General features: G+C 69.6%; 11 protein-coding genes. 4 read left to right on the top strand and 7 right to left on the bottom strand.

Annotation, left to right across the window (positions count from 1 at the left end; genetic code table 11):
- Positions 1–65 precede the first annotated feature (65 nt).
- Positions 66–848, top strand: coding sequence for a tyrosine-protein phosphatase (locus tag AB0L65_RS32420; RefSeq protein ID WP_350723027.1), 783 nt, complete (start codon positions 66–68; stop codon positions 846–848).
- 92 nt (positions 849–940) lie between these two features.
- On the opposite strand, the gene AB0L65_RS32415 is transcribed toward AB0L65_RS32420, so the two are convergent.
- From AB0L65_RS32415 to AB0L65_RS32405, 3 genes are all read right to left on the bottom strand, one after another.
- Positions 941–1,498, bottom strand: coding sequence for an RICIN domain-containing protein (locus tag AB0L65_RS32415; protein ID WP_364252945.1), 558 nt, complete (start codon positions 1,496–1,498; stop codon positions 941–943).
- Positions 1,499–1,851: 353 nt separating this feature from the next.
- On the bottom strand, positions 1,852–2,892 hold the full coding sequence (locus AB0L65_RS32410) for a Gfo/Idh/MocA family oxidoreductase (protein ID WP_364252942.1): 1,041 nt from the start codon (positions 2,890–2,892) through the stop codon (positions 1,852–1,854).
- Between the two features lie 209 nt (positions 2,893–3,101).
- Entirely contained in the window at positions 3,102–4,001 is a 900-nt protein-coding gene (locus AB0L65_RS32405; RefSeq protein ID WP_350723021.1) for a PAC2 family protein, read from the bottom strand.
- Between the two features lie 633 nt (positions 4,002–4,634).
- Between AB0L65_RS32405 and AB0L65_RS32400 the strand changes: the two genes are divergently transcribed.
- Positions 4,635–5,555 carry a hypothetical protein gene (locus tag AB0L65_RS32400; RefSeq protein ID WP_364252938.1) on the top strand — a complete coding sequence of 307 codons (921 nt, stop codon included), beginning with the start codon at positions 4,635–4,637 and terminating at the stop codon, positions 5,553–5,555.
- Between the two features lie 8 nt (positions 5,556–5,563).
- Here the strand turns inward: AB0L65_RS32400 and AB0L65_RS32395 are convergent, their stop codons facing one another.
- Positions 5,564–7,669, bottom strand: a complete 2,106-nt coding sequence (locus AB0L65_RS32395; RefSeq protein ID WP_364252935.1) for an ATPase — start codon at positions 7,667–7,669, stop codon at positions 5,564–5,566.
- A 582-nt stretch (positions 7,670–8,251) separates the two neighbouring features.
- On the opposite strand from AB0L65_RS32395, the gene AB0L65_RS32390 reads away from it, so the two are divergent.
- Positions 8,252–9,967: a hypothetical protein gene (locus tag AB0L65_RS32390; protein ID WP_364252932.1), complete on the top strand. Its 1,716-nt coding sequence runs from the start codon at positions 8,252–8,254 to the stop codon at positions 9,965–9,967.
- A gap of 77 nt (positions 9,968–10,044) precedes the next feature.
- On the opposite strand, the gene AB0L65_RS32385 is transcribed toward AB0L65_RS32390, so the two are convergent.
- Together AB0L65_RS32385 and AB0L65_RS32380 are read right to left on the bottom strand one after the other, a co-directional pair.
- Positions 10,045–10,656, bottom strand: a complete 612-nt coding sequence (locus AB0L65_RS32385; protein ID WP_364252929.1) for a DoxX family protein — start codon at positions 10,654–10,656, stop codon at positions 10,045–10,047.
- Complete coding sequence (locus AB0L65_RS32380; RefSeq protein WP_364253557.1) at positions 10,653–11,210, bottom strand: ABC transporter permease; 558 nt, start codon at positions 11,208–11,210, stop codon at positions 10,653–10,655. The genes AB0L65_RS32385 and AB0L65_RS32380 overlap by 4 nt, the downstream gene beginning before the upstream one ends.
- An 88-nt stretch (positions 11,211–11,298) precedes the next feature.
- Between AB0L65_RS32380 and AB0L65_RS32375 the strand changes: the two genes are divergently transcribed.
- The gene (locus AB0L65_RS32375) at positions 11,299–11,796 is read left to right on the top strand and encodes a TetR/AcrR family transcriptional regulator (protein ID WP_364252926.1); all 498 of its coding nucleotides are present in this window, start codon (positions 11,299–11,301) and stop codon (positions 11,794–11,796) included.
- Positions 11,797–11,881: 85 nt separating this feature from the next.
- On the opposite strand, the gene AB0L65_RS32370 is transcribed toward AB0L65_RS32375, so the two are convergent.
- On the bottom strand, positions 11,882–13,243 hold the full coding sequence (locus AB0L65_RS32370; protein ID WP_364252923.1) for an MFS transporter: 1,362 nt from the start codon (positions 13,241–13,243) through the stop codon (positions 11,882–11,884).
- Positions 13,244–13,273 lie beyond the last annotated feature (30 nt).

Raw genomic sequence — 13,273 nt, 5'->3', positions numbered from 1 at the left:
GCTGCGTTATGAACCTCGAATTCGCTCATATTTGGCGGACATATAGGGTCGCAATAATGGACGAGATGACGAGGTGGATAGACCTGGAAGGCGCGGTCAACGCGCGCGACCTGGGCGGATTGCCGACTCGCGACGGCGGCCGCATCCGGCGCGGGCGGATCTTCCGCGCCGACAACCTGCAGGGCCTCACGCCGGGTGACGTGGCGGTGCTGGTGGGTGAGCTGAAACTGCGGCACGTCGTGGATCTGCGCTCGAACGCCGAGGTCGCGATGGAGGGCCCGGGGCCGCTGACCCTGGTGCCCGAGGTGCGCCACCACCACTTGACGCTGTTCGCGGAGGGCGGCACGCACACCGACGTCGAGGCCGACACCATCGACGGCGACCGGGTGCTGCCCTGGGCCGAGCGCGGGCTGGACGAGGAACTGCGGGTGACCGGCTTCTACTTCGGCTACCTGCGCGACCGCCCGGACGCGGTGGTGGCGGCGCTGCGCGCGATGTCGCTGGACGACGGGGCGGCGCTGGTGCACTGCGCGGCGGGCAAGGACCGCACCGGAGTGCTGTCGGCGCTGGCGCTGGAGGTGGCGGGGGCGACCCGCGAGGCGATCGTCGAGGACTACGTGGCGACGGGGGAGCGGCTGGAGCTGATCCTCAAGCGGTTGCGGAGCAGCGCGACGTACCGGGGCGATCTGGACTCGCGGCCGGCGGATGATCACATGCCGCGGGCCCGGTACATCGAGCAGTTCTTCCAGGTGCTGGACGAGCGGTTCGGCGGGGCGATGGGCTGGCTGACCCGGCACGGCTGGACCGACGCCGACACGACCGCCCTCCACACCCGCCTCCGCGACTGACGCCACCCCCGGCCGCCTGCCGCGTGGCACAGCAGGCGGACGGCCCCGCGCCGAGGCGACGCGGGGCCAGGGTCAACACCTCCGGTTGGCGCTCATGGGGTTCGGAGACGCCAGATCTGGTTGGGGCGGTCCTTGCAGATCGCCTGCAGGACGTTGGCCCCGTGGGCACGGCTGGCGTCCTGAACGTCCAGGCACAGGCCGCTGTGCCGGGCGATCAGCTCGAAGGGGAGGCCGGTGCCGCGCCATTTCGGTCCGGGCATCGTCCGCATCCTCCACTGCTGGTTGTAGCCCGGGTCCCAGCAGTTCGCCTGCAGGACGTCGGCGCCGTGGAAGCGACTGGCGTCCTGTACGTCCAGGCACATGCCGCTGTGCCGGGCAACGAGCTTGAAGTAGCCGTTGTCGGTTCGCCTGAGAGCCCACTGCTGGTTGCGTCCATTCACGCAGTACGCCTGCAGAACGTTGGCCTTGTTGGCGCGGCTGGCGTCCTGAACGTCCAGGCATCTGCCGCTGTGCTCGGCGACGACCTCGTAGTAGGTGGTTTCGGCGTGGGCGACCCCGATCCCGGTGAGCGCGAGGCCGGCGGCTGCGGTCAAGGAGACGATGAGGGTACGGCGGACTGCTGCGAGGGACATGATCATCATTCGTGTCATGTGCTCCAGAGTGGGCGTGACCGGCGGATTTCTCATGAGTAGGGCCTACTCATTTCCGGGATCCCCGGTTCCTGGCGGCCCAGGCCGGAGCCAGGCCGCCGAGGAGAGCGGTGGGCTGGTGCGGGGAGATCAACACCGCGACCAGGGCGGCGAGGAGGAGCAGGGCGCACGCGTTCGCGGCGCGGAAGGCGCAGCCCGGACCGGCGGTGACGGTCCCCCAGCGGGGCGCCCGGAACGGACCGGCGAGGGTCGCCAGGGTCGGGACGACTCCGCCACCGCTGCCGCTGCCGTCGGACGACTCTGGTCGCCGCCCCGTCTGACCGGCGCGCCGCTCGCGTCCGGGCGGGTGGGTGTCAGCCCAGGTGGGTGACGATGCGCTGGGTGGCCGACAGGCGGGCGGCCTCGATGACGGTCAACGTGTCGATCACGCTCTCCGGGTCCACGGGCGGTGGCGCCCCCTCGCGCAGCGTCGCCACCACCCCGCGATAGAAGTCCAGGTACGCCCCCGGCTCCGTCCGCTCGGCACGATGGGCCTCCTCCGTGCCGAGCAGCCCCCAGCTCCCCTCGTCATCCTCCCCGAACTCCGGCGAACCGGGCGACATCCCCGCCCGCAACCGCTCCTCCTGCACGTCCATCCCGTACTTCACGAACCCGGCCGCCGAGCCCAGCACCCGGAACCTGGGCCCCCGCCAGGCCGCCACCGAGCTCATCCACAGATGCGACCGGGCCCCGCCCGCGTGCGTCAGCGCGATGAACGTGTCGTCGTCGGAGGCCACCCCCTCGCGCCGCACGTCGCTCTCGCAGTAGACCTCGCGCGCCGGGCCGAGCAGTTGCAGGGCCTGGTCCACCAGGTGGCTGCCCAGGTCGTAGAGGAGCCCGCCGATCTCCTCAGCGCCCCCGCTCTCCCGCCAGCCGCCCTTCGGCACCGGCCGCCACCGCTCGAACCTCGACTCGAAGCGCAGCACGTCACCCAGCCGCCCCTCCTCGACCAGCCTGCGGACGGTACGGAAGTCGCCGTCCCAGCGCCGGTTCTGGAACACGGTCAGCATGAGCCCCCGCTCCTTGGCCAGCCGCACCAGCTCCCGGCCCTCCGCAGCGGTCCTGGCCAGGGGTTTGTCCACGACGACGGGCAGGCCGGCGGTGAGCGCGGAGGCGGCGGTGGCCACGTGGGTCCTGTTGGGGGAGGCGACCACGACGAGATCGCACCGGCCCCACAGCTCCTCCACGTCGGGCACCGGGACCGCGCCGTACTTCTCGGCCACCTCGGCCTGGCGGGCGGGGTTGCCGGTCACGACGGCGGCCAGGGACAGGCCGGGGGTGGCGTGGATGAGAGGGGCGTGGAAATACGCTCCGGCGGTGCCGTAGCCGACCAGTCCGACCCGGATGTCAGTCATTTCCTCAGGCTATCCGGCACGCCCGTCGAGACCCCTCAGGCGGTGCCCGACCACGGCCCTGATCCCGGGGTCACGAAGGCACCACCCAGACGGCCCACGGGGCGGCGTGACGGCGGCCCGCCACGCACACCTGGTGAGCGTCACCCTGGACAGGCCCCGGCCACGTGCGGCGGGTGGCGTCGGCTCGGGCCACCGTAAAATATGGAAATCTACTCGTCGTCGCGCTCGGCGAGGAAGCGTTCGAACTGGGCGGCCAGTTCGTCGCCGGTGGGCATCGGGGTCGTCTCGGCCATCAGGTTCTCGCGCTCGGCGCCGCCCGCGAACGCGTCGTACTGCTGCTCCAGCCCCGTGATCGCGGTGGAGAGCTCGGTGGAGGCCTGGATCTGCTCCTCGATCTCCGTCGTCGTACGGCGGGCCGCGTCGCGCAGTCCGTCCAGCGGGAACACCAGCCCCGTGCCCCGCGTCACCGCCTCCAGGCCGGTGACGGCGGCGGTCGGGTACTCGGCCTGCGAGAGGTAGTGCGGTACGTGGATCGCGTACCCCAGCGCGTCGTGCCCCTGCGCCCCCAGCCGGAACTCCAGCAGCGCCGCCACGCTCCCCGGCACCTGGACCCGTCCGAACGCGCTCGTCTGGGAGTTGATCAACTCGGGCCGGCTGGCGTGCATCGTGAGGCCGAGCGGGCGGGTGTGGGGGACCGCCATGGGGATGCCGTGGAGCGTCACGATCTTGCTCACCTTCAAGCGCTCCACCAGGTCCGACACGGCCTTGGTGAACAGCTCCCACTCCCGGTCGGGCTCGGGCCCGCTCATCACCAGGAACTGCGTTCCCGTCGCGTCCTTGGCGACATGAACGGCCAATTCCGGGCTCTCGCACTCCACCCATCGGTCAGTGTCGAAGGTCATGATGGGCCGGCGAGACCGGTAGTCGAGCAGCCGGTCCACGTCGAACGTCGCCACGACCCGGTGCTCCAGCTCGGCCAGCAGGTGGCCCAGTGCGAGGCGTCCGGCGGCGCCCGCGTCGACAAAGCCGTCGAAGTGGTACAGCAACACCGGATCGGGCAGCTCGGGCGCGTCGTCTGCGAGCTCGTAGAGATCCTTCGGGTCGAACACGGTTGGACAGCCTTTCCCTAGGTACTCTTCACCAGAACCTACGGCGAGTCGGAACGATTCCGCGCACGGCACCCTATCGAGGGTCAATAGGACACATCGCCTCGGACCCGAAGATCGGGGGTTCGCAACCGGGATGTTCGCCCTGGCCAGGACGGGTGCCGCCGGGATGCCGAGGGCATAGGCCGAGGTCGGGGCGCCGGTCGATGCGACCGACGGCAAAGGTGACACTTTGCTGGTGCTCGCGGCTCATTACGGTCACGCCGGGACGGTTTCGCCTGCGCGTAACAGCGGGGCGCCGCTTCCCGCCGGGTCCGCGACCTCAATCTGACGCCGCTCGCCACGAAAAGGAGTCTGTCGTGGTCAGAGCGTTACCGAAGGAGGGCGACGATCGCCGCACGGGTCCGCCGCCGGCGTTGCGTGCGACGCGAATGTGGTAAATGACCAGTTTATCCAATGGTTCACGCAAAGCGATTCATAGTATGAAATAAGCACTAAAGGCCTCGAAGTTGCCGACTGTGGCCTTTCGTTCACCGCCTCGTCATGCTGGATGACGTGGCTACTTCTGCGCAAACATTTGGTAGGCGACCACTCCACATCCCTCCGTTGCCATGTCCGTTCCCGAACGAGATCCACGTGCACGCCGCGGAGGTCGACGCGGAGAGTCACGCATGGCTGGCCGCCACGAACATGCTCACCGGCGCCGAGGCGATCGAGCACTTCCGGCGCTCCAAAATCGGCCTGCTCGCGGCCCGGACCAACCCGACCGTGCCGCGTGACAGCCTCCGGTTGATCAACGACTGGTACAACTGGCTCTTCGCGTTCGACGACGCGTTCTGCGAGGGCGAGCTGATGGGACACCGGGCCTCTGCTCTGGCCCGCGCCCTGCCGCCGCTCCTCGAGATCCTCGACGGACGCAGGAAGCCGGACTTCGACGACCCGTTCGGCCTCGCCCTCGACGAGCTCCTGCACCGGATCTCCGAAGCCGCCACCCCCGCCCAGGTGGACCGGTGGCGGATCACGGTGAAGGAGTACCTGTTCGCCCAGATCTGGGAGGCGGCCAACCGCGAGGTCGACCTGATCCCCACCCCTGACGACTACGTGCTGATGCGCCGCATCACGGGGGCCACGTACACCTGCCTAGCGCTCATCGACGCCGGCGGCGGTTACCGGCTCGAGGCGGAGGAATGGCACCATCCCGACGTCCGCGCGCTCTCCGACCTGGCGTGCGACCTCATCGGCTGGGACAACGACCTGCTCTCGTACGCCAAGGAACGGGGGAACGACAAGGCCCGGCACAACCTCGTCACCGTGCTGGCCACGCACAAGTTCCTCTCCCTCCAGGACGCGTTGCGCGAGGTCGCGGAGATGCACAACAACGCGATCGCCGCGTTCATCGAGCGGCGCGCGACGCTGGAGCACTGGGCGTCGCTGCCGGTCCGCAAGTACGTACGGGGACTCGAACACTGGGTGCGCGGGCACATCGAGTTCTCCCTCGGCAGCGCACGTTACGTGCACGCCTGGCCTGACGGCACCCGCTGGCCCCAGGCGGTCTGAGGCCGGCGCTATTCAGAGGCGTCCGGCTCGCCACCGAGCGCGAGTTCGGACGCCTCGTCCAGGTCGAGCCTGGCGCCCTCCTCCAACGCGTTCTTGTAGGCCTGCTCGCCCATCCGCCGCACGCACTCGCGTACGCACACGTTGTGGTCGTCGGTCAGGAACGGCGCGCCCATCTGCGGCAGACCGGCCGACTTCCAGTTCTGCTGCAACGCGCCGAGCAGCTTGGCGGCCAGCGCCGGCTCGTCGTGCAGGACGAAGATGCGCGCGCAGGTCTCCAGCGCCAGCAGGGTGCCGAGCGTGTCGTGGAAGTGCCGCTTGATCCGCAGCCCCTCCCTGGCGCTCTGCAGCGCCTCCTCCGCCCTGCCGGTCGCGAGCCTGGTGAAGGCCAGCGCCCACTGCGCGTACGAGCTGACCCAGAGCTCGCCGCGCTCCCTGCACACCTGCAGGCAGTCCAGCAGCAGCGACTCGGCCTCGTAGAACTCACCCTGCGACGACAGCACCAGCGACAGCTCGACGATGGCGGGCAGCAGGCCGGGGTTGAGCTCCTTGTTGTCGGTGTTGAACTCGATCGCCACGCCCAGCAGCGCGCTGGCCTTCTGCAGGTCGCCCTGGAGCAGCGCGGCCGTGCCCTGCATCTTGGAGGCCAGGATCACGGCCCTGGAGTCGCCGACCCTGACGGCCTCGGTGCTGCACTGCTCGGCCGCCTTCAGCGCGCCCGCGCTGTCGCCCTGGGCGCTGCGCACGTACGAGAGCACCCACAGCGCCTTGCAGCGCTCCTTGCTCACGGTGGGGTTGGCCTGGAGCGCCTTCTCCAGGTAGAGCCGCCCCTCACGGACGAATCCACAGCAGATCCACATGAACCACAACGACGACAGCAGCGTCAGCGCCAGCACCGACTTGCCTGGCGACTTGAGCGCGTGGTCGAGCGCCACCCGTACGTTGTCGTGCTCCTGCCGCATGCGGACGAACCAGTAGATCTGCCGCGGCCCGGACCAGGCGTCCTCGCTGCGCTGGGCCAGGCTCAGGTAGTACTCCAGGTGCCGCTGCTGCATCTGCTCCATCTGGCCGAGCTTGTCGAGCCACTCCTCGCCGTACTCCGCGAGGGTGTCGATGAGCTTGTAGCGGACCCCGGCGTGGTTGCTCCTGATCAGCAGGATGGACTTCTCGACCAGCCCCGTGACCAGATCGGTGATGTCCTCGGACGGCAGCCGCCCGTCGGAGCAGACGAACCTGGCCGCGTCCAGCTCGAAGTCCTTCGCGAACACCGACAGCCGCGCCCACAGCAGCCGCTCCGCGGGCTCGCACAGCTCGTGGCTCCACCCGATGGCCGCGCGCAGCGTCTGGTGCCGCGGCAGCGCCGTCCGGCTCGCGCCCGCCAGCAGGCTGAACCGGTCGGTCAGCAGCCCGAGGATCTGCTCCACCGACAGCGCCCGCAGCCGCACGGCCGCCAGCTCGATCGCGAGCGGGATCCCGTCGAGCCTGCGGCACAGCTCGGCCACGGCGCCGATGTTGTCCTCGTCGAGCACGAAGTCGGGCACGCTCGCCCCGGCGCGTTCGGCGAAGAGCTGCACGGACTCGTTCGTGAACAGGCTCTCGCCCGGATCCTCGAACGGCACCTGCAGCGGCGGCACGGGGACCACGTGCTCGTACGGCAGGTTCAGCGACTGGCGGCTGGTGGCCAGCACCTTCAGATTGGGCGCCGCCTCCAGCAACTCGTGCACCAGATCGGCGCACCCGTGCACCAGGTGTTCGCAGGTGTCGATGATGAGCAGCATGTCGCGCTCGCCCACCCACTCCGACAGCGACTCGGACTCGGCCCGCGAGGACTGGTCGGCGATGCCCAGCGCGGAGGCGATGGTGTGCTTGACCATGCCCGCGTCCTGCAACCGCCCGAGATCCGCGAACCACACGCCGTCCGGATACTGCGACCGGACGAGATGCGCGAGCCTCAGCACCGTACGGGACTTGCCCACGCCCCCGATGCCCGTCACGGTCACCAGGCGCGACTCGCCGAGGTGCCGTTTGAGGTTGGCGAGGAGCCGCGTCCTGCCGATGAAGCTGGTGAGCTCCGCCGGTAGATTGCCGTCTCGCTGCCAGCCTGTCGGGGTTGCCATGAGCAGCCTCACGGGGGGATAGGCGACACCTGCTCTCGCATCGTACCGCCGCCGCCCCCGCCTGTCCCTGGACCTGCGGACACGTCGGGCGCTTTGTATGCCCGAGTAGCATGTCCGGCGTGAACGATTTTCTACCGGAGCAGACAGCGGACGACACGGACGAGGGCTGGGGCGACTGGCCCGAGACCGACCCGGACGCCTTCTACCTGGACAACAAGCCTCCACACTGGGCCTGAGAGCAAGGCCCTCGCTCCGCTCGGACCGTCCTTCCAGAGGCGCGCCTGACGGCGCCATCGAGCCCACCCGCTGACCGGCGAAACGGTGGGCCATCTGGTGCCCGCCCCGGACAGGATGCCTTTCGGGCCGCGTTGCCCGATCACGCATGGCGCGGTGTTCGGCGGTAACGGCTCGATCAGCTCCTACTGCGCGTCGGTCAGCCCCGAGGGGTAGCGATCAGCGGGCATCCGGCCACCCCGACGACACAAGCGCCGAACATGAGCGATCCCTTGTTGGGCCCGCATGTCAGTGGCGATCTCTATCATGCTGCCCCAGAGATCATCCGTGCCGATCGGGGTTCCCACCATGGAGCGTCCGTTCGTGAGGATTGTCGATGGCCCGTTCGCCGGCCTCGATGCGGAGCTCGTCTCTGTGGACGGTCAAAGGTTGACCGCGCGTGTGACGATCTTCGATCGGGAAACAGCGGTGGAACTCCATCGGGACCAGGTGGAGCATCCCGAGGACATACCCGCGCTGTGGTACGGCGAGGAGGAGGACGACGGGCAGGTCCTTGCCGGGCTGCGGGAGCAGATAGCGGCGCAGTACGACGACCTCAGGTATGGGAGAAGGTTCGAGTTCTTTCTCGAGCGTGCCGACCTTCCCGAGGAGGACCTGGCCCAGGAGTGGGACGCTTACACCGCGTTGTGCGCCGAGCTTGACGCCGATGTGCAACGGTGCAAGGCAGAGGCGTTGCGCGCGTTCGATGAGGAGATCGCTCCGCTACCGGCAGGTGAGGCGAGAAGGCGAGTGGCTGACGACCCCGGCCGCTGGCTACCGGCTGCGGCCGCCCGGGAAGAGCGCCGGTCGCGGTATCCGGGCATCGACCGCTCCAATACCGAAGAACGGTTGATGGCAACGATATTCGGGCAGCCTGATCCGCCGCTGACGCTGTGGGAACGGGCCGACCGTCGGCGGGCCGCATCGCGTTCCGCCGCCGGGCTGCGGGATTACGCGGTGTGGAAGGCGGCGAACCGACTACAGGAGCAGGTGAGGTCGGCCGCTGTGGCCCAGGTGGCGCACGAACGCGCCGCGATCGAGGAACGCCTTGCCCGCGACTGGGGATTCCAGCTGCCCGACTCGATCTTCCGGTTTCGGGCCTTCCTGCTGTCCTTGGGCCCGGCCGAAAAGCAGGCCCTCGACGACCTGGAACTGTGCCCGTTCGGGATCATGGACCTGTTCGATGATCCCGAACGCGGTTCCCGGGCCGGCATCGATGTGCGCGTACACGGCCGCTACTACCGCGACCCGCCCGAGTTCCTCACGTTCATGCACGGTGGCACCGACGGGCTGCATTTCGGGCTCTGGTACGACGACGGCCGCACCTGCACCGGAGTCGCCTCCTACTACAACAACGACGGTGGCGGCGTGGGCCTCCCGTCGCGTACCCCTCTCGAGGCCGTCCGGAACACGCTCGAATGGGGATGGCGCCACCTCGGAGATCAGGATGATGAGCCGGCCGATCCCATGGACCCCGAGGTGGTCGCACGACGGCACCGGCTACGGCTCCTGCGCGAGATCCTGATGACCTTCGAGACCGGCGACCGCGACGAACAGGGCGAGGACTACCACAACGCCTACGGACACTCCCCAGAACTGCTCGAGCACGGAGATCCGGATCGAATCGAAACCCTGGACGGCGGCGGCGCGCTCGTCGACGGTGACACCGCGATCAGGCGCGGCCGACAGAGACCATGGGACGACTACGACTTCTGCACAACCCTGCAAAAGGAGCTGACCGACGACCCGGCCGTCCGGGAAGCCCGCCTCACCGAGGCACGCCGCCGCTGCGCCGCCGGACAACCCGCCGACGCTCTCACCCTCGGCCGTGACCTGCACTGGATCAGCGCAGGAGACCCCGAACTCGAACACCATGCGAACGAGCTGCTCACCATGGCCTACCGCGCTCTGGGACGCGACAACCTCGCTGCGATCGCCCAAGCCCACCACCGCCACCGCGATCTCCCCCAGGTGCACGTCCTCGAAGAGACCTGGACAGCGGAGCGAGGCTGCGAAGCCGGTTGACCACATTCGCCGATCTTGACCATCGTGGGCGAACAGCCCCGGCGAAAGACGTTCACGATCTCGAGCGGGGTGGACGGTCAGAAGCGGCCCCAGGCGATCAAGGCGGTCAGTGCGAGCAGGACGACATTGACGGCGACGGCCGGAGGCTCTTTGCGGCGAACGTGGGTGGCGGCGGCGCCGAGCATGGTGATGGCCAGGCCGGCGGCAGCCAGCGGGGTGAGGATCGGGGCGATGCCGGTGGCGGCGGGCAGGATCAGGCCGAGGGCGCCGATCACCTGCGCGTCGAGGGGCAGTCGCCCGCCCTGGAGGGTGATGGTGACCGCGCCGGTGGCCAGGACGGCCAGTGCGGTGGGCAGGGCGGAGATCACGGCGGCGACCTGGCGGCCGAGGATGAGCGCGGCCGAGGGCAGCGGGGTCAGGTAGGTCTGTTCCAGCACGCCGGACTGGATGTCGCCCAGGTAGCTCCAGAACACGCGGTTGACCTGCTCGTGGATGAAGGTCAGCGCCACCATGCCGAGCAGGACCGGCGGCAGGAGGTCCGCGCGCAGCTGCCCACGTCCCATGAACAGCACGATGAGCAGGTAGAACAGCGGGAAAGTGGCCATCTGGATGAGGACTTCGCGCCATCCGGCGACGAGGTTGAGCAGGCCCTTGCGTACTTCCGCGGCGAATCCGCGAGCGAAGATCATGCCGTCTCCTGCAGGGCACGGCGGTGGTTGCGGACGAACAGCAGCCCGCCGGCGGCGGTGAGCGCGAGCGTATGGGCGAGCAGCCAGGGCAGGGTGCCTCCGTTCCACACGTCGGCCAGGGTCCGGTCCTGGAACAGCGTCCGGACGAGAGCCTCGATGCCCAGCGTGGTGGGCAGGACCCTGGCCAGGACCGCCAGCCAGTCCGGATAGAAGGCCAGCGGCAGGAACGACCCGTTGAGCAGCAGCACCAGTGCGGTGAACAGCGACTGCAGTGCCCCGATCATCGGGGAGACCAGTGCGAGGGCCGCCAGCAGGAACGTGAAGGCCAGCACGTTCGCTCCGAGCAGCAGGGCCGGCACCAGTGCCGCCCAGCGCATCGGGATCGCGATCCCGGTCACCAGCATGGGGACGAGCGCGGCGCCCGCGGCCACGGCCAGGCCGAACACCGAGGCGGTGATCAGCCGCCCGAGCATCGGCAGCCAGGGCGGCGCCGGGGTCATCTGCGCCTGGGCGAAGGTGCCGGCGCGTTTCTCCTCGATGAGGTCGGCCACCATCACCAAAGCGGCGTACTGCAGGAACCAGTAGGCGCCGATCGCGACCAGGGTCTCCCTGCAGGACGTCGCCGAGAAGGCCGGGGTCGCGGTGCAGACGATCTACTTCGTCTTCGGCAACAAGCGCGCCCTGCTCAAGGAGCTGGTCGACGTCACGATCGCGGGCGATGACGAGCCGGTGGCCACGATGGACCGGCCGTGGTACGTGGCGGCGCTGGCCGCCGGCACCGCCCAGGACATGTTGCGCGCCTACGTCGCCGGCACGACCTCGGTCCTGGAACGCGTCGCGCCGATCGGCCGGGTCCTGGAGGCGGCGGTCGCGAGCGACCCCGAGGTCGCCTCGCTGTGGTCGCATGACGTCGATCCCCGGCATGTCGTCCAGCAGGGCGCGGCCAGGGCACTTGTCGGCAAACCCGGAGCGCGGGCCGAGGTGTCGGTGGAGGAGGCCGCCGACCTGCTGTACGGCCTGCTCAGTCCCGAGCTGTACCTGCTGTTCGTGCGCGAGCGCGGCTGGACGCGTGAGCGCTGGGAACGGTGGGTCGGCGAGACCCTCCGCGCCCAGCTCTGCACCATGGGCGGGAACGGGTGATCCTCCATCCCGTCGCCGACGTCCGGTTCGACCGGATCGGTGAAGCGGCCGTGCGGATGGGTAGGGCGGTGTGCCCCGTGCCGGGTCAGTGGTGGGGTTGCGCGTGGTGCGGCAGCAGCCGTACCAGGACGCAGGAGGCCAGCAGAAGGGCCGCCACCACGCCGAGGCTGACCGTCGGGCCGGCGTGGAAGTAGACGGTGGTGAGGGCGGCGGCGCCGAGGCTGTTGGCCAGTTGCTGGGTGGCCGACAGCGAGCCGCTGGCGCTGCCGGACTCGGCCGGGTCGACGTCGCCGAGAGTGATCTGGTAGACGGTGCCGAAGCAGGTGCCCAGACCCAGGCCGATCACGAACACCGGCAGGATGAGCGCGATGCCGGTGAGGAGCATCAGGACGCCGGTCAGGGTGAGCAGCAGGCCGATGAGAATGAGCCTGCGGCCCAGCCGGGCGATGAGCCGGTACGTGGTGATCGAGGCGACCACGATGCCGGCGGCGACGGGCGCCAGGCCGAGGGAGGCCCCGGTGGGGGTGCGGCCGAGGTCGTTCTGCAGGTGAAGGGAGAGCACCAGCAGCAGGCCGGCGACGGCGGCGTTGAAGGCCAGGCCGAGGATCAGCCCGGAGGTGAAGCCGCGGTTGGTCAGCAGCGAGGGTTTGATGAGCGGCTGAGGCGCGGTGAGCTGGCGGCGGCAGAACAGGGCGAAGGACACCAGCCCGGCGCCCAGGCAGATGACCGGTGGCAGGCCCCAGCCGTGACTGGAGCCGTCGATCAGGCCGTACAGCAGGGTGAGCATGGTGACGGCGAGCAGGGCTGAGCCGGGTCCGTCGACGGTGACGGCACGGTCGCCGGGATCCGGGGGCAGCAGCCGTACGGCACAGCCGATCGCCAGGCCGCCGAGGGCGATGTTGATGAGGAACATGGCACGCCAGCCGAGGCCGAGCAGGTCGGCGTCGATGAGGAAGCCGGCGAGGATGGGGCCGCCGATGGCGGACAGGCCCAGGGCGGGGGCGAAGACGCTGAAGGCCGTGCCGATCTGGTCGCGGGGGAAGACGGCGCCGAGGATGCCGAAGCCCTGCGGGATGAGCAGGGCGCCGAACGCCCCTTGGAGCAGCCGGAACGCCACCATGGAGGTCGGGTCGAAGGCCAGGCCGCAGGCGATGGAGGCCAGGGTGAAGCCGGTGATGCCGATCAGGAACAGGCGTCGCCGGCCGTACTTGTCGCCGAGCCGTCCGCCGACCACCAGCAGCACTCCCATGGCCAGGGCGTAGGCGGCGCCGAGCCACTGGATGAGAGCCTGTCCGCCGTTCAGGTCGGCGGCGATGGCGGGGGCGGCGATGTTGGTGATGGTCGAATCCAGCAGGTCGAGGATGGCGGCGAACAGCACGACGGCGAGGACGGCCCAGCGCCGGCGCGCGGAGGTGAATGCGGGCGCGGGGGCCACAGGGGTGCGCATGAGGACTTCCTATGAGGGTGAAGGGGGATG

The sequence above is a fragment of the Nonomuraea sp. NPDC052116 genome (assembly GCF_040680035.1).
Taxonomy (GTDB): Bacteria; Actinomycetota; Actinomycetes; order Streptosporangiales; family Streptosporangiaceae; genus Nonomuraea; species Nonomuraea angiospora_A.
This window is presented reverse-complemented; position numbering and strand designations above follow the sequence as displayed.

What these genes read in the sequence shown, in the direction of transcription:
- AB0L65_RS32420 (WP_350723027.1), top strand. Translation starts at nt 66, where the DNA reads ATGACGAGGTGGATAGACCTGGAAGGCGCGGTCAACGCGCGCGACCTG.
- AB0L65_RS32415 (WP_364252945.1), bottom strand. Translation starts at nt 1,498, where the DNA reads ATGACACGAATGATGATCATGTCCCTCGCAGCAGTCCGCCGTACCCTC.
- AB0L65_RS32410 (WP_364252942.1), bottom strand. Translation starts at nt 2,892, where the DNA reads ATGACTGACATCCGGGTCGGACTGGTCGGCTACGGCACCGCCGGAGCG.
- AB0L65_RS32395 (WP_364252935.1), bottom strand. Translation starts at nt 7,669, where the DNA reads ATGGCAACCCCGACAGGCTGGCAGCGAGACGGCAATCTACCGGCGGAG.
- AB0L65_RS32390 (WP_364252932.1), top strand. Translation starts at nt 8,252, where the DNA reads ATGGAGCGTCCGTTCGTGAGGATTGTCGATGGCCCGTTCGCCGGCCTC.
- AB0L65_RS32385 (WP_364252929.1), bottom strand. Translation starts at nt 10,656, where the DNA reads ATGATCTTCGCTCGCGGATTCGCCGCGGAAGTACGCAAGGGCCTGCTC.
- AB0L65_RS32380 (WP_364253557.1), bottom strand. Translation starts at nt 11,210, where the DNA reads ATGGTGGCCGACCTCATCGAGGAGAAACGCGCCGGCACCTTCGCCCAG.
- AB0L65_RS32370 (WP_364252923.1), bottom strand. Translation starts at nt 13,243, where the DNA reads ATGCGCACCCCTGTGGCCCCCGCGCCCGCATTCACCTCCGCGCGCCGG.